Raw genomic sequence first — 16,412 nt, forward strand, 5'->3', positions numbered from 1 at the left:
GTGTGTTCTAATGACGTAACTACTGTTCGATCAGAAGATACCCACTGGTGAGTAAATAACGCGGTTGTAATTTAGGATATCCGAGACGGAACGGGTCGAATTCGGAGCGTAATTTGGCAATCGTCAAGCCGCTACTCTAACGAGGATCGAGAGAGACCGCGGCGGGTGGCGTCGGAACCCGAAGCGAGGGGGAGGGATCGGAACTCGAAGCGAAGCGGGCGGGGACATCCGCGCGCGAGCGAGTACTTAGCCGACGCGATCGAAGTAGACGACGCGACCGAAGCCGGTGCGGGAACACGTCTCGGGAATACGTATTGGTCCGGCCGAGCGGGCGATTCCGAACCGCGATTCGCATCTCCGAACCGCAATCACTCGCTCAGCGGGGTGAACGTCCCGTTGATGTCCCACTCGTGGATGCAGTAGACGTTCCCGGGTTCGTCGTCGATCTGCCAGCCGTCGGCGTCGTCGTCCCACCGTTCCTTGCGGCCGCACAGCTCGCACTCGCGCTCCCGTGGCGGGGTGATGGTGACGCTCATACCGTCAATTAACGCGGGGCCAGCAAAAGGATACCGCCGTCGCCGCGGTGCGACTCCGATCGACCGCGGATCAGCGTTCCCGTCGCCACCGAGCCATCGCCAGAACAGCCACCGCGACGGCCGTCAGCGAGTGTAGCAGGCCGAACCCGGGGACGTCTTCCGCGGTCGTTCGGATCGGCGCGTTCTCGTAGGTCGGCGTCGCTCGCTCCGCGTCGCCCGCCCGTGTCCCGTCCGCCTCATCGCCCGCCTCACCGCTCGCGGGCGATCCCCCGTCGTTTCGGGCGCCCGTCTCGTCGTCCGACCACGCGTCGGTCTCGGTCGCTCCCGCTCTCTCGGGGCCTCCGGTGACCCCGACCGGAGTTCGCCCAGACACGGCGATCGGGGCGCCCGGATGCGGTGTCCGGCGCTCGGCGCTCGGACGGAACCCGACCCCGCCCCCAACCCCGGCGGCGGGATCGATCCGGTCGCCGCCCCCGCCGGGTCTCCCGGCCTCGCCCGCGTCCGGTCCGCCCGGTCCTCGGTCCCCGGCGGGCCCGGTCGGAGCCGTGCCTCCCGCCGACCCTCCGGCGCCGCCCGTTCCTCCGCTTCCGCCGGCTCCGGTCCCGCCGTCCGCGGGGTCACCGGGGGCGATCCGCTCGCGGTCGTCGCCCGCCGGACCGCCCGGGCTTCGCCCGTCGAACGTCACTGTCGAGGTCGCCCGGTGACCGTCCGGCGGGTCTGACGCGGCCTCGCGGAGGCGGTCGTCCGTGACGCGGAACTCAGCCGTGAACTCCTCGCCCAGCTCCGGTTCGCCGTCGGTGGGGAGCGCGTCCTTTCCGTCGGCGACCACGTAGAGCCCCGACTCGTCGACGTGCACTGCCGAGTCATGCGGGAGTCCGGCCGTCGAGTCGCTCGCGGTCGCCGCCTCGTCACTCGCGGTCGATCGGACGCCGAACTCGAGCCCGTCGAGTCGGCCGAGGTCGTCGCCCGTCTCGAGCGCGGCGCTCCGCGCCGCGGTCAGTCCGGTCAGGCCGGAGGCGTTCGCCGCGTAGACGACGGTGTCGTTCGCGGCGACGCTCTGCGATCGCGAGAGGGTATCACCCTCGATGGCGTCCCGTACCGCCGTCGCGTTGGCGAGATCCGAGCGGTCCGCTTCCGTCCCCGTGTAGGTGGTGAGCCCGTTCGTCGAGCGCCGCTTGACCGTCACCGTCGCGTTATCGCTCGTCGCGGCGATACCGTGTTCCGACCGGACCGAAAGCTCGTAGGTGCCCGGCGGGAGCGTCCCGTTTTCCCCCGGTGCGGTGACGGATTCGATCGACGATCCCGAACCGGTCACAGAAAAGCTCTCGTTCAGCGACCCGTTCGACGCCGCGTACGTGTTGAAGTTGAGCGTTGTCTCTCCCTCTGTCGGTGTCGCGAGTTCGATGGTGGCAACTGTGGAGTTGGAATTTATTCTTGTGAATTTCACACTTAAATCGGGTATATTATGCTGTATCTCAAACGATGAAATTCCACTATTTGTTGAATAGTTATTGATATTATGTGATCTAATATACTGGTCTTTGCTACCGATTATTCTAAAAGAACTCTTAGTCGAACTTTCATCAAGTGTGTATTTGCCAGTCTCCAGTCCTTTTGTACTGAACTTTATTGAATTATTATTTTTTGAGTTAGCAACTGCAGACACAATATATTCATCATTTTCGACGCGATATAACCTCTCACTATTATTTTCAAATAATGAACTGTTGGCTATTATTGTGGATCCCGCATAAATAGGATCTATATCCTCACACCCACAGTCATCTCCGAGAGCCACTTCTTTACCCTGAGATTTCATTTCTGTTTCAATTTCGATCCTAGCCGTATCTGAGACACCACCATTCACAAATTGGTTATTAATATCGGAATTGGGTAGGACAGATGTTGAATTTAATTTATCAGATGGTGATTCAGAATTATTGTATAGTTGTAGAACTGCTGCTACCTGATTACTACTGTATATTCCTGTAGTAGTACTGTTTTGATCTTCAAGGTCTAATTGGACATTCTCGCTTTTTCCAGTTAATCTGCTAGAATAGCCATATGTATGGTTATAAATGACACGGCTGTCAGACGTTATGGGATGTAATGACACAACATACGGAGTATTATCATTACTTGGATCAAACAGCTCTACATATTCAATAGTTATATTTGAGACATTGGATGCATTATATTTTTGATCTGAAAACTCAACAACACCCGAAAAGATATGTGCTGTATCTGTCGCAATTGCGGACTCAAGTATTGATCTGGAGACATAATCACCAGATTCGTATTCTGATATGTTTATATTCTCTTCAGGAATAACGTGGATGCTCCTCTTTCCACCTATGATATCAGGCTTAACAGAAATATTTTCCTTGCCATGCACAGATGTAGCAGATTGCGTTTTAAACCCTGCAAGCCTAGTTCCGTTATATCCCTGAGTGATGAGAACAACTGAATCAACGTCTGCAACGAGATCTGTTACAGTAACTCCGGCTGATGTTGCTGAGTCTGTCAGCATCTGACTAGAGATAGTAGCCTGATCTGGTACTCTGATTGAATTTGGCACGATAGTAAAAGACTCAGATGTAATCATTTGATCCTCTTTCTTCAGATCTGAATAGTTCACATCGGATTTATCGGTGGATACTCCCAATTTGTACTGAGTATCAATTTCTGAATTGGTGTTTGATGTGTCTATATTTGAAAAATTCACTTCATTTAGTATGATCTCTTCAGATCCCTCTTTGGGATTGGTTTTTATTTTGAAAACAGTATGTGTTTGATTATTCAATTTACTAATATTCGATATGCTGGCGCCTGATATGTCGTAATCTGTTACCTCACTAGAATTTGAGCGCACACCTTCATTCTCCAATTCTTCCATGCTAACATATAGGGATATTTTTGAGCTGCCATCTGAAGCGTCATGTCTTATTGATACATTATTTAACGTGGATCTGTTCTCACTTGAGAACACATCACTACCTTCCCCCGGTGTGGTTATTGTCGGGGGTTCTGTTTCGTTCGTTCCTGGTTCTGCAACACCAATCCCGACCCCAATAACGGAGAACACACACAACGAGAGCGCGAGGGTACAGATCACCACACACCGAATTGTTGATCTCCGAGCCATTATCGTGTCCACGCTGGCGAGCGCTACGGCTATCGGACTCCCAGACCGCAGGTCGAGACGACGCGAGTCCGGACCGTACTCTCGCAACGCGAGGTGTTCGCATTCGGGTCGATCACTTATAAATGGGTTGCGGACTCCGAAGCTTCCGTCCGCGGAAATGTTTTGGACGAAAGGAGCGACATCGTGCGGTTATGGCCGCTGGTCTCGGCGCGGATCACGGTCTCAGCGAGCGAGATCTGGCTTAAAACGGAGTCCGCAGAACCCGGCTAGTGTTCGACCTGTTCCATCAGGGAGAAAAGCGACTCGGAGGCGTCGACGGCGGTGGGATGGACGCCGACGAGCGCGATCACGTCCTCCTCGTGTTGGACCGTTCCGACGTACAGGTACACCGGAACGTCTTCGACCTCACCGCTCTGGCCGTCGCCGGCGTCGACCTCCGCGTCGACGGTCGTTTCGAGGATCGAGATCTCCACCTCCTCACCGAGGATGGTTCGGGTCTCGGACCCGCGGTCCTCGATGTCGCTCGCTTCAATGTCGGTGCCGTCGCCGCCGATCCCCTGCTGGTCGACCTGCTCTAACAGCCGTCGGATCAGCTCCGTGTCGTCCGCGCGGACGAGGGGGTTGACCGACTGCCCGCCCACCGACGCGTCGGGCGTGCTCGCCACGAACAGCGCCGATCCGTTGTCGGCGTTCTCGTACCCGGCGGCCCACGTCGTCGCGGACACCTGCGCGTTCACGCCGGCAACGTCGAACTCCTGTTCGAGGGTGAACGACTCCGGGTCCTCTCCCTCGTATCCCGCTTCGGACGCCGCCGAGGACGGAACGCTGGCCGGTTCCGCGTCGAACTCGTAGCTGCCGTTCTCGCCGCCGGCGCCGGCGCACCCGGCGACCGCGACGGACCCCGATGCGGCGATCGCCGCGAGCAGTCCGCGTCTGTGCATACCGATAGGTACGCCCGCTGGAACGGTTAAGCGTATCGCCGTGGACACGGCGATCTGATAATCTCGGGATACGGGGCCGTTCTGCCGGCGCTAGCGGCTTCGGAAGCCGGTCGATCTCGGGGGCGTCGCGTCGCGGTCGGGCGGGGGAGTCGAAGGCACAAAGTTCACGGTGTGTCGCGCGCGAGGTGAGCCAAATGGAACGCCGAGGACAAATCGGACTGGTGGAAGCGCTCCTCCTTGACGTCGTCCGTCTCCACGAGACGTGGATGGAGGTCGTCTTCCCCAGGCAGCTCGATCCGAGCGCGGTGTTGGGGAAGTGGAAGCCGGAGACCACCGGCCAGACGGTCGGGTACTACCTCTGGGCGGTCCTCGGAGCCCCGCTCGTGGCGGTGGCGTACCCCCTCCTGCTCGTCGGGTTCGCCACCCGGTACTACGCGGCGAAGCTCGACTCGGCGGTCACGCGGTTCGGCGTGCTCGGCGCGGTGATCGTCGCCACGGTCGTCTGGGGGTCGCTCACCCTCCTCGCGCACTTCCAACTGCCGACGGAGGTGATGCTCGGGATCGGCGGCGCCAGCGTCGTCGCCGTCGTCGCCGCCGGGCTCGCCGCCGGATTCTCGAAGCTCGGCGGTCGGTTCGTCAGCGTCGTCCTCGCGTACCCGTTCGCGATGACGGCGATCTTCCTGCCGCCGGTCGTCGCCGCGCTGCTGACGCCCTCGATCTCGAACGTGGTCCTCGACCCGAGCTACGAGCTCGCGCGCTGGATCCTCGACACGTTCCTCGCCGTCGGCGGGATCAACGAGACGCTCCGCGGCGCCTTCGACCTGGAGACGTTCGGGCAGCAGTGGGGCGTCACGGGCCTCGGTTACGTGCTGATGTGGATCGGCATCTCCGTCCCGCTCGGCTGGTTCCTCGGTCTGCTCGTCGCGCTGGCGAACCTGATCCGTCCGCAGCCGGACGGGTGACGCGCTGACCGTCTCCCGTCGCCGACCCTTCCTCCCGCGTCCGCCGTCACTCCTCCCGGTCGAACCGCTCGCTCGCGGTCTCGAACGCGGACTCAGACTGCTCCTTGCTCCGCCGGCTCTCCCGGGCCGCGACCGCCTCGGGATCGGGACTGGCGTCGTCGTCGATCCGGGCGAACGACTTGTGGACCTTCGTGTGACACCAGCGACACAGCGCGACGGTGATCTCGTGAGGGCCGGCGCCGTCGGTGTCGGCTGAGGGAGATTCGGCGCCGTCGGTGTCGAGCGAGGAGGACTCGGCGTCGCCGTACGAGAGGTGATGTTCCTCCACCAGCGGCCGGGCGTCGTCGTGGGCAAGCCTGACCTCCGACAGCCCGCACCGGTAGCACTCCCGGCCGTCGGTCGTCGACCGGTAGTGCGGACACGCGCGCCACTTGCCGTCGGCGCCGACGTGACAGGCGTAGCCGTTTCGGCGTCGCTCGGCGGCGAACTCCGGGTCGTCACCGGCCCGCGTCAGCGCGAAGCGACAGCGACCGTCGTCGGTGAGGTGGTCGCAGACGCCGGCGACCGCGTACGGGTCGTCGACGCCGACCGGCGTTCCGTCCGGCGTGCGTTCCATGATCGGCGCCCTCAGACGAGGCTCGCGCCGTCGAGGTCGGTCCGGCCGTAGTCAACGTCGAGCAGGCGCAGGATGGTCGGGGCGACGTCGAGCAGGTCCGCGTCCTCGACCTTCGCGTCCGGGTGATCGACGAACAGGGCGGCATCCTCGAAGGTGTGCATCCCGGTCCGGGGGCCGTCCGGATCGAACACCGCGTCGTGCGGGCGGAACCCGGACTTGAGGTCGAACCCCTCGTTCGGGATCACCACGAGGTCGGGCGCGATGGCGTCGTGGTCGCCGCGGAACACCGTCTCGCGCTCGACGACGCGCTTCGCGACCGGGTTCCCGTCCGGTCCCTCCCACGCCTCGAGGTCGGCTCGGAGCTCCTCGCGGACCGCCTCGTACTCCGACTCGGGGACGACGCCGTCGGGCTCGCGGCCCTCCACGTTGAGGTAGAAGCGACCGGGAACGAGCGAGTACGCGCGGGCGCCGTCGGCGATGTCCGACAGCGAGCCGTGGTCGTCGCCGTCCTCGTACGAGAGCCACCCCTCGCGTTCGAGCCACTCGTTGCAGTACACGTCGTACCGGAGCCGCTCGAACCCGTGGGTGGAGCCGACGACGAGCCGCACGTCGTTCGGGAGCGCCGTCCGGATCGCGCCGATGTGTTCGTCGAGGGCGGCGTAGAACTCCAGTACCTCCTCGCGGTACCGGCCTCCCTCCGCGTAGTCGCCCCACAGGAAGTGGTTGATCCGGTCCGGGGTGGAGAACACGCCGAGGAACAGGTCCCAGTCGTCCTTCTCGACGTAGCGGGAGAACGCCGCCGCGCGGGCGTCGAGGGTCTCGCGGGCCTGTTCGATGAACTCCGTCTTGTCCTCGCGGTGGCCGAGCTTCGCGTTGACGGACAGCCTGTAGTCGCTCTCGGTGAGGTACTCCCGGAGCTCCTCCGGGTGTGACGCCTTGTCGACGTCGGGAGAGAGGTAACCCGAGACCATGCGCTGGACCGTCCGCTGGGGCGGGAACGTGACGGGGACGTTCATCACGGTCGCGTCGAGGCCGGCGTCGGTCGCGCGGTCCCAGACCCGCGTCGCCTGCACGTCTCGGCCCATGGGGACGTAGGTGTCGTACGAGCCGACCTCGCGGTCTTGAAAGCCGTACACCCCGGTCTCGCCGGGGTTCACGCCGCTCGTGAGCACCGGCCAGCACGCGCTCGATTCCGGCGGCACGGCGCTGTCGATCGGTCCCCCGTCGCCCTCGTCGGCGATCGCCGACAGCGTCGGAAACGCGTCCGGGTTGTCGGCGACGAGGCGGTGGGGGAGCCCGTCGATCCCGATGAACGCCACGCGGGGCGTGTCGTTCCCTCGCAGCCGGTCGAAGAGGCCCATAGGGGTACATCCGCCGTGGAGGGCAAAAGGGTTCACATCGCTCTCCGGCCGCGCCGCGACCGGACGCCGCGCCCCCTCTCGGGACCCTTTTGAGGGCGGCCCGTCACGGTGGCGCATGGAGACGCGACGCACGCTTCTCGTCGACGCGTTCGCGGACGAGCCGCTGGCCGGGAACGTCGCCGGCGTCGTGCCGGACGCCGCGGGACTGAGCGACGACCAGATGGGCCGGATCGCTGCGGAGATCGGCGCCTCCGAGACCGCGTTTCTGTCCGACGCCGAGGGTGCTGACGACCGGCTCCGATACTTCACGCCCTCGACCGAGGTCGACCTCTGTGGCCACGCCACGATCGCGACGTACGGCGCCCTGTTCGCCGAGGGCGCGATCGACGCCGGCGACCGGACCCTCCGGACGAACGTCGGCGACCTCGAGGTCACGGTCGACGACGACGGGACCGTCTGGATGCGGCAGAACCCGCCGACGGTGGACGTGGTAGATCCCGACGGCGACGGGGGAGCCGACCTCGACGCCGACCGCCTCGGCGACGCGCTCGGGATCGACCCGGCCGCCCTGCGCGACGTGGGCGCCGACCTCCCGGTCGCGGTCGCCTCCACGGGGCTCCCGTGGCTCGTCGTCCCCGTGAACTTCCTCGAACGCCTCGGCGAGGCCGAGCCCGACGCGGCCGCGATCGAGGCGATCTCCGAGGCGTACGACGCGGCCGGCGTGTACGCGTTCACGTTCGACGCGATCGGCGCGGAGTCGACGCTCCACGGGCGGGCGTTCGCCCCGGCGGTCGGCGTGCCCGAGGACCCCGTCACCGGGACCGCGAGCGGCGCGGTCGGCGCCTACCTCCGCGAGGTCGGCGCGTTCGACGGCGACTTCCCCGACGAGCTGCGCTTCGAGCAGGGCCACTTCGTCGACCGGCCCGGCCACGTGCGCGTCCGCGTCGACGGCGATTCGGTTCGCGTCGGCGGGAAGGCGGTCGTCTCGATGGACGGCGAGCTGCGTGTGCCGGCGGACGACGACGACGAGATCATCGAGGCGTAGCGCTTGCGTCGGCGGACCGTGGGCGATGCGGCTCGCTTTCCGGGGACGGCGTTTCCGCGGGCCGAACTCTTAGGAGTCCGCGAGCCGTATCGTGGCCATGGAGTTCGACCTTCCACGTGCGGCCGGCATCGTCGCGCTCGTCATCGCCCTCGGGACCGCCGGGGTCGCCTTCGGCTCGCCGATGGCGCTTTCGACGACGCTGATGATGGTCCTCCCCTCGATGGTCGTCTTCGGCGCCGTTGCGTTCGTCGTCGGGATGAAACACGGCGAGTTCCGCGCGACGCACGCCTGAGTCGCAGGCGTCCCGCTCCTCGTCGCGCCCGCTCCCCGACGCGTCCCGTTTCTCGACGCGTCCCGCTCCCCGCATCAGCGGCGCTCCGGAACCACGACGCTTTTTAAAATGCCGACGACAACCCGGAGCCGTGCTACTCGGGTCGCCGCTCACGGAACTCCTGTTGCTCGCCGGCGGCGCCGCCCTCCTGTACGCCGGCGCCGAGCTGCTCGTCAAGGGCGCCGGCGACCTCGCGCTCGCGGTCGGGCTGAAGGCGTCGACGGTCGGCGTCACCGTCGTCGCGTTCGCGACCACCGCCCCGGAGCTGTTCGTCTCCCTGCTGGGCGCGATCACGGTGTCGACCGACACCGGACTGGGCGCGATCGTCGGCTCCAACATCGCCAACATCGGGCTCGTGCTGGGCGTCTCCGCGCTGATCCGCCCGCTCGACATCTCGCGGACGGTGTTCGAGCGCCACGTCCCGTTCATGGTGCTCGCCGCGCTGCTCCTCGTCGGGCTCGGCTGGGACGGTCGGATCGGCGCGGTCGACGGCGTCCTCTTGCTCGTCGCCCTCGTCGCGTTCACCGCGGTCGTCCTGCGGCGGGTCCAGCAGACGCAGTCCGGGATCTCCGACGCCGAACGCGCGGAGATGCCCGACGCGCGAGCCCGCGACGCGGCCGCGGTCCTCGGCGGGCTCGTCGCCCTCGTGCTCGGGTCGCGCTGGCTCGTTGAGGGCGGCCAGTCGCTGCTGTCGGCCGCGGGCTTCTCCGACATCTTCATCGGGCTCACGGTGCTGGCGCTGGGGACCTCGCTGCCGGAGCTGGCCGCCAGCGTCGTCGCCGCGGTCCGCGGCGAGGCCGAGTTCAGCGTGGGCAACGTCGTGGGGTCGAACATCTACAACATCCTCGCGGTCATCGGCGTCGTCGCCGTCATCACCCCGATCAGCGTGAGCCCCGGCGTGCGCGGCTTCGAGTTCCCTGCGCTGCTCGCGTTCACCGCGCTGCTCGTCGGCCTGATGTACCGCGGCGAGCGCATCTCGCGGGTCGACGGCGGCGTCCTCGTCGCCGGCTACGTCGCGTTCATCTACCTGCTGCTGCCGTGAGATCGGCGAATACGTCGGGTAGACGGCGATCGAAGACAACTGTCATTTATAAATGCGAGATGGACCATCGGCGGTGGCGCGCGCCGGTGAGCGCCCGTTCGGGCGCGAACCCCGACGTGCGAGGGAGTCGGTGGTCCGGAGCGGAGCGAAGGATCACCGACGAGGCTGGGGAGGTGTGAGGCTGCGGTTGCGGTGTGGGGCGGGACTCAAAGGGGCGGCCGGGGCTTTGGAGGCGTTCACCACCGAACCAGCATCGCCCACTTATAAGCGATCGACCGGACAGACAGGCCAAACCGTCGCTGCTCCGTCGACCTCGTATCGACGCCTATTCGGTCGCCCGACCCCGACCGCGATCCGTGATAGCGATCGTCGTCAGCCGGGCCGACAGCGCCTCGGAACACATCGGCGAGCAGCTGCTCGATGTCGGCGACTGGGACCTCCGCGAGGACCCGAGCCGCCCCGACGCCGACGGGGGCGGGACGTACTACCGGACCGACGGGTTCGAGCTGCGGGAGTTCGACGAGCTCCACATCGAGCTGGAGGACCCGGTCGCCGCCTTCGACTGCGACCCCGAGTTCCTCGCGTTCGTCTCCCGGCACTCCGGCGAGACGGGGGAACTGCTGACCGCCCACGTCACCGGGAACTTCGGCCCCGCGCCGTACGGCGGCGAGCCGGAGACGCTGGCGCGAGCCGCGCCGGGCGCCGAAAAGCGCGTCGTCGAGGCGCTCGCCGCGTACGCCCCCGAGGGGTACGAGGTGGGGATCGAGTGCACGCACCACGGCCCGACCGCGACCGCCGTCCCGTCGCTGTTCGTCGAACTCGGCTCGGACGAGCCCCAGTGGACCGACTCGGAGGCGGCCCGGGCGGTCGCGCGGGCGGTGCTCGACCTCCGGGGGACCGGCGCGGACCTGATCGGCGGCGCGGGTGAGACCGGCGACGGCGATACCCGCCCCCGCCACGTCGTCGGCTTCGGCGGCGGCCACTACGCCCCGCGATTCACCCGGATCGTCCGCGAGACCGAGTGGGCCGTGGGTCATATCGGCGCCGACTGGGCGCTCGGGGAGATGGGCGCGCCCGACGCGAACTCGGACGTGATCGAACAGGCGTTCGCGCGGAGCCGCGCGGACTTGGCCGTGATCGAGGGCGACAGGCCCGACCTCGCGGCGACGGTCGAGGAGCTCGGCCACCGCGTCGTGAGCGAGACGTGGGTGCGCGAGGTCGGCGATCGCCCGCTGTCCTTGGTCGAGCGGCTGGAGGCCGAGATCGCGACGGTCGACGAGGGGCTCCGATTCGGCGAGGTCGCCCCCGCGTCCCCCGACGCGATCCGCGTCCGACCGCTGCCGGGCGAACTGCTCTCGCGGGCGCAGGGCGTGGACGCGGACGCGGCCCGCGCGGCCGTGGAAGCGAACGCCGTCGCCTTCGACACCGAGCAGGCCGGGACGCGGGCGACGGGGCGGGCCGCCTTCGCCGCCGGCGGGGGGTCGCCCGGGTACGACGACCTCGTCGCGGAGCTGGCGGCGGTGTTGGAGCGCGGCTACGACGCGGTCGAGGTCGCCGACGGCGCCGTGATCGCCCGCGAGACCGCGTTCGATCCGGGGCTCGCCGCCGAGCGCGGCGTCCCGGAGGGCCCGGCGTTCGGGCGCCTCGCGAACGGCGAGTCGGTCGACGTCGACGGCGAGACGGTCGCGCCAGAAGACGTGTCGCGGGCGCGGAGAGAGCGGTTCCCGATCGAGTGACGATTCGGAGGGAGGGGCCTCGCGGATCGGCGGCCCCGTCATTCGTTTTCGAACAGTGATACGCGGGTTTCGTCGGCTCTGGAGTCCGTCTCCGGCCGTCTGACTCGCGTCAGACGATCGGGCAAAAATAAATACGTCCGGGTCGCAACCACACCATATAATGGACTCTATCGTAGAGGACGCCATCGACGAAGCCGAGGAATCCCCGGCGGACGACGCCGGGGAGGCCGGCGCCGGCGCGAACGACGCGGCCGCCGGTGCGCCGCCACAGACCGGAACGATGACCGACGAGGAGCTGCAGGACGTCCTCCAGGACCTCCAGACCAACATCACGGTCGTCGGCTGCGGGGGCGCCGGCGGCAACACGGTCAACCGGATGACCGAGGAGGGGATCCACGGGGCGAAGCTGGTCGCCGCCAACACCGACGTCCAGCACCTCGTCAACATCGAGGCCGACACGAAGATCCTCATGGGCCAGCAGAAGACTCAGGGCCGCGGCGCCGGTTCCCTCCCACAGGTCGGCGAGGAGGCCGCCATCGAGTCCCAAGAGGAGATCCAGGACGCCATCGACGGCTCCGACATGGTGTTCGTCACCGCCGGGCTCGGCGGCGGCACGGGGACCGGGTCGGCGCCGGTCGTCGCGAAGGCGGCTCGCGAGTCGGGCGCGCTCACCATCGCCATCGTCACGACCCCCTTCACGGCCGAGGGCGAGGTCCGCCGGACGAACGCCGAGGCCGGCTTAGAGCGGCTCCGCGACGTTTCCGACACGGTCATCGTCGTCCCCAACGACCGCCTGCTCGACGCGGTCGGGAAGCTCCCCGTCCGGCAGGCGTTCAAGGTGTCCGACGAGGTGCTGATGCGCTCGGTGAAGGGGATCACGGAGCTCATCACGATGCCCGGCCTGGTCAACCTCGACTTCGCCGACGTCCGCACCGTCATGGAGAAGGGCGGCGTCGCGATGATCGGCCTCGGCGAGTCCGACTCCGACTCGAAGGCGCAGGACTCGGTGAAGTCCGCGCTGCGCTCTCCACTGCTCGACGTCGACATCTCCGGCGCCAACTCCGCGCTGGTGAACGTCACCGGCGGCACCGACATGTCCATCGAGGAGGCCGAGGGCGTCGTCGAGGAGATCTACGACCGGATCGACCCCGACGCCCGGATCATCTGGGGGACCTCCGTCGACGAGGAGCTCGAAGGCGAGATGCGGACTATGATCGTCGTGACCGGGGTCGAGTCGCCGCAGATCTACGGCCGTAACGGGGAGGCGCCCGAAGGGAGCTCCCCCGAGATGGAAGACATCGACTACGTGGAGTAACGCGTCGGCGCGAACGCCGACCGTTTCTGTCCGTCTCTCGTCGCTTCCGGTTGTTCTCGTTCGTTTCCGTCCATTCGGCCGCTCTCGGCTGTCCCCGCCTCGCATCAAAAGGTAAAAACCGGATCGACTCGAACTCTCTCGCAACATGGACGTTCCGTACGACCTCAACAGCTACATTCGGGTGCTGAAACTGGCGAGCACGCCGAGCACCGACGAGTTCCTCCAGGTGTCGAAGATCGCCGGCGCCGGAATCTTACTCATCGGCTTCATCGGCTTCCTGATGTTCGCGATCATGAGCCTCCTGCCGGGGGTCGGCGCGTAATGCCGATCTTCTCGGTCAAGACCACCGCGAGCCAGGAGCGTACCGTCGCCGACATGCTCGCGGAGAAGGAGATGCCGGAGATTCAGGCCGTCATCGCCCCCGACCAGCTGACGAGCTACGTGATGGTCGAGGCCACCGACGGGAGCGTGTTCGCCCGGATCCTCGACGAGATCCCGCACGCCCGCGGCGTGATTCAGGGGTCGGAGGGGCCGGCGGAGAGCCCCTTCTCCGAGGTCGAGCACTTCCTCTCGCCGACACCCGACGTGGAGGGGATCGCCGAGGGCGACATCGTCGAGCTGATCGCCGGCCCGTTCAAGGGCGAGAAGGCCCGCGTCCAGCGCATCGACGAGGGCAAAGACCAGGTGACCGTCGAGCTGTACGAGGCGACCGTTCCGATCCCGGTGACGGTCCGCGGCGACCAGATCCGCGTGCTCGACTCGGACGAGCGGTAAGCGACCGATAGCGGTCCGTTTTCGGAAACGCGTTTCCCCGCGCGGAGCGTCGCTTCGAGAATTCGCCGTCGGTGGGGTTCGCGGCCGCGGTCGGTCGTGCGATCCGATCGTCGGTAACGACAAGGGCTTTATCCGCCGACGACTGACGGTCGGGCATGTTCGGTTCCGGCGTACCGGCGGCGCTGAGCCTGTTGCCGGACACGTTCACGTTCGCCTGGCTCGTCGCGATCCTCTTCGCCGTCGCGTGGCTGCTCGACAGCCGCGGGCTGGCGGCGGGCCGGTCGCTCGCGGCCGGGACGTGGGCGCTGTTCGGGCTCTTCTGGCTGACGACGGTGCCGTACTTCGCGTTCGAGCACCAGAGCTACGTCGAGTCGATCCTCGCCTTGGTCGGGGTGCCGGCCTGCATGTACGCGGGGTACCTCCTGTACAACGGGCGGGCGTCGCTGTTCACCCTCACGCGGGCGATCGCGATCATGCTGTTCATCTACCTCCCGTTCGAGACGATTCCCGCGTTCACGCTCGGCGGGGTCGCGTTCCCCGAACCCCGCCGGATCCTGATCGAGGCGGTCGCGACCCAGACCGGGATGCTCATCGACCTGCTCGGCTACGCGCCGGAGCGGGTGGCGAGCAGCGAGGGGTACAACGCGGCCTACCTGTGGACGCTCGACGACGGCCACACCTACCGGATCGACATCGTGCTCGCCTGCACGGGGCTCGGGAGCATGGCGATCTTCGGCGGGCTCGTCGCGGCGGTCGAGGCGCCCCTGCGGCGGAAGCTCCGCGGGCTCGCGGTGTCGGTCTCGCTCATCTACGTCCTCAACATCCTCCGGACGACGTTCATCTCGGTCGTCTCCGGCAACCAGTACATGCAGTGGCAGACGGACCTCGTGTTGGCGATGTTCGGTGCGAGTGACCCCTATCGGGTGTCCTTCCTGATCTCCGACCGGATCATGAGCCAGCTGCTCGCGGTCGTGGCGCTGATCGGGATCACCTTCCTCGTGGTGCGGGAGCTGCCGGAGCTCGTGGTCGTCCTCGAAGACGTGCTCTACCTGCTCACCGGCGAAGAGCACGACCTGACGGAGGCCCTCGACCTCCCGCGGGAGCCGACGAACCGCTGACGCGGCACGGCTCCGACGGGCCTCTCCGAACTATATATCAATATATAGTAAGCTATAGATGCCGCTGTCGAGTGGTTCGGCGTATGGACGCGACGACTCGGTCGGAACGGGAGCTGCGTGGCCGGCGGGGGGTGCGGCGACGGTTGGGTCGGCGACGGTTGGGTCGGCGACGGTTGGGTCGGCGGAGACGACGACGGGGTCGACGACACCGGCGGCGAGGTGAGGCCCCGTGTTGAGCGCCGTCGACCCGCTGGTCTACCTCGAGACGAACGTCGCGAAGCTCGTCTTGGCGACTGCGCTGGGGATGTTCCTCGGATTGGAGCGGGAGTGGTCACAGAAGTCCGCGGGGATCCGGACGTTCGCGCTGATCAGCCTCGCGGCGGCCGTCTTCTCCCTGCTCGGCGACGACGGGCTCCTGATCGTCGGCGGCGTGCTGATCGTCGCCAGCGCGGTGCTGCTCGCCGTCCGGAGCTTCGTCGAGGAGGAGGTCGACGGGCTCTCGCTGACCACGTCGGTGTCGATGCTCGTCACCTACGGGGTCGGCGCGCTCGTCGCCGAGGAGTTCTTCATCGAGGCGGTGACGGTGGCCGTGCTCTCCTCGCTGCTGCTCGTGTTGAAGCGGGAGCTCCACCAGTTCGCGTGGGGGCTCTCCCGGGAGGAGGTCCGCAGCGCGGTGGAGTTCACGATCCTCGCGTTCGTCGTCTTCCCGCTGCTCCCGGCGGAGACCGTCGACCCCTGGGGCGCGGTCCAGCCCCGGCTCATCTGGTCGCTGGTCGTCGCGGTCAGCGCCATCGGCTTCGTCAACTACGTCCTGGTGAAGCGGTATCAGGGGCGCGGCTACGCGGTCACCGGCTTCTTCGGCGGGCTCGTGAACTCCACCGCGGTCGTCGCCGAGATGGCGAAACGCGCGAAGGGGCGGGCGGACCTGCTCGACATCGCGGTGGGCTCGATCCTGCTGGCGAACGCCGCGATGGCCCTCCGGAACGCCGCGGTCGTCGCCGCCTTCGTCCCCGAGGCCGCCCTGATAGTGGGCGCGCCGCTGGGCGCGATCACGGTCGCCGGCGTCGCGATCGCGGTGTGGCGAAGCGACTGGCGGGCGACGGTGGAGGCGGATCTCACGTCGCCGTTCAGCCTCCGGAACGCCCTGACGTTCGGGGCGCTGTTCCTCGTCGTCCTGCTCGTCTCGGCGGGCGCCGAGCGGGCGTTCGGCGCCGGCGGGTTCGTCGCCACCTCGTTCCTCGCGGGGCTAGTCTCCTCGGGCACGGCGACGACCACGGCCGTCTCGCTCCTCGGAACCGGTCAGATCGCGGTCGACACCGCGGTCGCGGGGGTCGTCGCGGGGACGGTCGCGAGCGTCCTCGTCAAGACGGCGTTCGCGGCGGGCATCGCGCGGGAGCTGGTCCGTCCGGTCCTGTTCTGGAACCTCGCGCTGATCGCGGTCGGGATCGCGGTCGGCGCACCGCTGCTCTTCCTATGACCGCCGCGTGAGG

Annotated in this window: 15 protein-coding genes; 10 read left to right on the forward strand and 5 right to left on the reverse strand. The window is 66.5% G+C overall.

The window, feature by feature from the left end; genetic code table 11:
• Positions 1–368: 368 nt before the first annotated feature.
• From JIN95_RS03285 to JIN95_RS03295, 3 genes are all read right to left on the reverse strand, one after another.
• Entirely contained in the window at positions 369–536 is a 168-nt protein-coding gene (locus JIN95_RS03285; RefSeq protein WP_198951518.1) for an HEWD family protein, read from the reverse strand.
• Between the two features lie 70 nt (positions 537–606).
• Positions 607–3,654, reverse strand: a complete 3,048-nt coding sequence (locus JIN95_RS16300; protein ID WP_234699154.1) for a hypothetical protein — start codon at positions 3,652–3,654, stop codon at positions 607–609.
• 293 nt (positions 3,655–3,947) lie between these two features.
• On the reverse strand, positions 3,948–4,622 hold the full coding sequence (locus JIN95_RS03295; RefSeq protein WP_095636507.1) for a DUF6517 family protein: 675 nt from the start codon (positions 4,620–4,622) through the stop codon (positions 3,948–3,950).
• Positions 4,623–4,843: 221 nt separating this feature from the next.
• Here JIN95_RS03295 and JIN95_RS03300 point away from each other — a divergent pair, with 221 nt between their 5' ends.
• Positions 4,844–5,584, forward strand: a complete 741-nt coding sequence (locus JIN95_RS03300) for a hypothetical protein (protein ID WP_200532101.1) — start codon at positions 4,844–4,846, stop codon at positions 5,582–5,584.
• A 46-nt stretch (positions 5,585–5,630) separates the two neighbouring features.
• On the opposite strand, the gene JIN95_RS03305 is transcribed toward JIN95_RS03300, so the two are convergent.
• Together JIN95_RS03305 and JIN95_RS03310 are read right to left on the reverse strand one after the other, a co-directional pair.
• Positions 5,631–6,200, reverse strand: a complete 570-nt coding sequence (locus JIN95_RS03305) for a hypothetical protein (RefSeq protein ID WP_200530507.1) — start codon at positions 6,198–6,200, stop codon at positions 5,631–5,633.
• Positions 6,201–6,211: 11 nt separating this feature from the next.
• On the reverse strand, positions 6,212–7,561 hold the full coding sequence (locus JIN95_RS03310; RefSeq protein WP_095636510.1) for an alkaline phosphatase family protein: 1,350 nt from the start codon (positions 7,559–7,561) through the stop codon (positions 6,212–6,214).
• A 115-nt stretch (positions 7,562–7,676) separates the two neighbouring features.
• Between JIN95_RS03310 and JIN95_RS03315 the strand changes: the two genes are divergently transcribed.
• The 9 genes from JIN95_RS03315 to JIN95_RS03355 all read left to right on the forward strand — a co-directional run bounded on the left by JIN95_RS03315 (position 7,677) and on the right by JIN95_RS03355 (position 16,399).
• Complete coding sequence (locus tag JIN95_RS03315; protein ID WP_200530508.1) at positions 7,677–8,606, forward strand: PhzF family phenazine biosynthesis protein; 930 nt, start codon at positions 7,677–7,679, stop codon at positions 8,604–8,606.
• A 97-nt stretch (positions 8,607–8,703) separates the two neighbouring features.
• Entirely contained in the window at positions 8,704–8,898 is a 195-nt protein-coding gene (locus JIN95_RS03320) for a hypothetical protein (RefSeq protein WP_200530509.1), read from the forward strand.
• Between the two features lie 130 nt (positions 8,899–9,028).
• On the forward strand, positions 9,029–9,979 hold the full coding sequence (locus JIN95_RS03325) for a calcium/sodium antiporter (protein WP_095636513.1): 951 nt from the start codon (positions 9,029–9,031) through the stop codon (positions 9,977–9,979).
• Between the two features lie 356 nt (positions 9,980–10,335).
• Complete coding sequence (locus JIN95_RS03330) at positions 10,336–11,715, forward strand: D-aminoacyl-tRNA deacylase (protein WP_200530510.1); 1,380 nt, start codon at positions 10,336–10,338, stop codon at positions 11,713–11,715.
• A gap of 160 nt (positions 11,716–11,875) precedes the next feature.
• Complete coding sequence (ftsZ, locus tag JIN95_RS03335; RefSeq protein ID WP_095636515.1) at positions 11,876–13,030, forward strand: cell division protein FtsZ; 1,155 nt, start codon at positions 11,876–11,878, stop codon at positions 13,028–13,030.
• Positions 13,031–13,175: 145 nt separating this feature from the next.
• The gene (locus JIN95_RS03340; RefSeq protein WP_006628863.1) at positions 13,176–13,352 is read left to right on the forward strand and encodes a protein translocase SEC61 complex subunit gamma; all 177 of its coding nucleotides are present in this window, start codon (positions 13,176–13,178) and stop codon (positions 13,350–13,352) included.
• On the forward strand, positions 13,352–13,804 hold the full coding sequence (locus JIN95_RS03345; protein ID WP_008004357.1) for a transcription elongation factor Spt5: 453 nt from the start codon (positions 13,352–13,354) through the stop codon (positions 13,802–13,804). Before JIN95_RS03340 ends, JIN95_RS03345 begins: the two co-directional genes overlap by 1 nt.
• Before the next feature lie 155 nt (positions 13,805–13,959).
• Positions 13,960–14,922, forward strand: coding sequence for an archaeosortase A (gene artA, locus JIN95_RS03350; protein ID WP_095636516.1), 963 nt, complete (start codon positions 13,960–13,962; stop codon positions 14,920–14,922).
• 229 nt (positions 14,923–15,151) lie between these two features.
• Complete coding sequence (locus JIN95_RS03355; RefSeq protein WP_095636517.1) at positions 15,152–16,399, forward strand: MgtC/SapB family protein; 1,248 nt, start codon at positions 15,152–15,154, stop codon at positions 16,397–16,399.
• Positions 16,400–16,412 lie beyond the last annotated feature (13 nt).

The sequence above is a fragment of the Halorubrum sp. LN27 genome, from assembly GCF_016635065.1.
Taxonomy (GTDB): domain Archaea; phylum Halobacteriota; class Halobacteria; order Halobacteriales; family Haloferacaceae; genus Halorubrum; species Halorubrum salipaludis.

Bases quoted from the DNA above. Each gene is read 5' to 3' on its own strand.
- JIN95_RS03285 (WP_198951518.1), bottom strand. From the start codon at position 536: ATGAGCGTCACCATCACCCCGCCACGGGAGCGCGAGTGCGAGCTGTGC.
- JIN95_RS03295 (WP_095636507.1), bottom strand. From the start codon at position 4,622: ATGCACAGACGCGGACTGCTCGCGGCGATCGCCGCATCGGGGTCCGTC.
- JIN95_RS03320 (WP_200530509.1), top strand. From the start codon at position 8,704: ATGGAGTTCGACCTTCCACGTGCGGCCGGCATCGTCGCGCTCGTCATC.
- JIN95_RS03315 (WP_200530508.1), top strand. From the start codon at position 7,677: ATGGAGACGCGACGCACGCTTCTCGTCGACGCGTTCGCGGACGAGCCG.
- JIN95_RS03340 (WP_006628863.1), top strand. From the start codon at position 13,176: ATGGACGTTCCGTACGACCTCAACAGCTACATTCGGGTGCTGAAACTG.
- JIN95_RS03305 (WP_200530507.1), bottom strand. From the start codon at position 6,200: ATGGAACGCACGCCGGACGGAACGCCGGTCGGCGTCGACGACCCGTAC.
- artA (WP_095636516.1), top strand. From the start codon at position 13,960: ATGTTCGGTTCCGGCGTACCGGCGGCGCTGAGCCTGTTGCCGGACACG.
- ftsZ (WP_095636515.1), top strand. From the start codon at position 11,876: ATGGACTCTATCGTAGAGGACGCCATCGACGAAGCCGAGGAATCCCCG.
- JIN95_RS03310 (WP_095636510.1), bottom strand. From the start codon at position 7,561: ATGGGCCTCTTCGACCGGCTGCGAGGGAACGACACGCCCCGCGTGGCG.
- JIN95_RS03345 (WP_008004357.1), top strand. From the start codon at position 13,352: ATGCCGATCTTCTCGGTCAAGACCACCGCGAGCCAGGAGCGTACCGTC.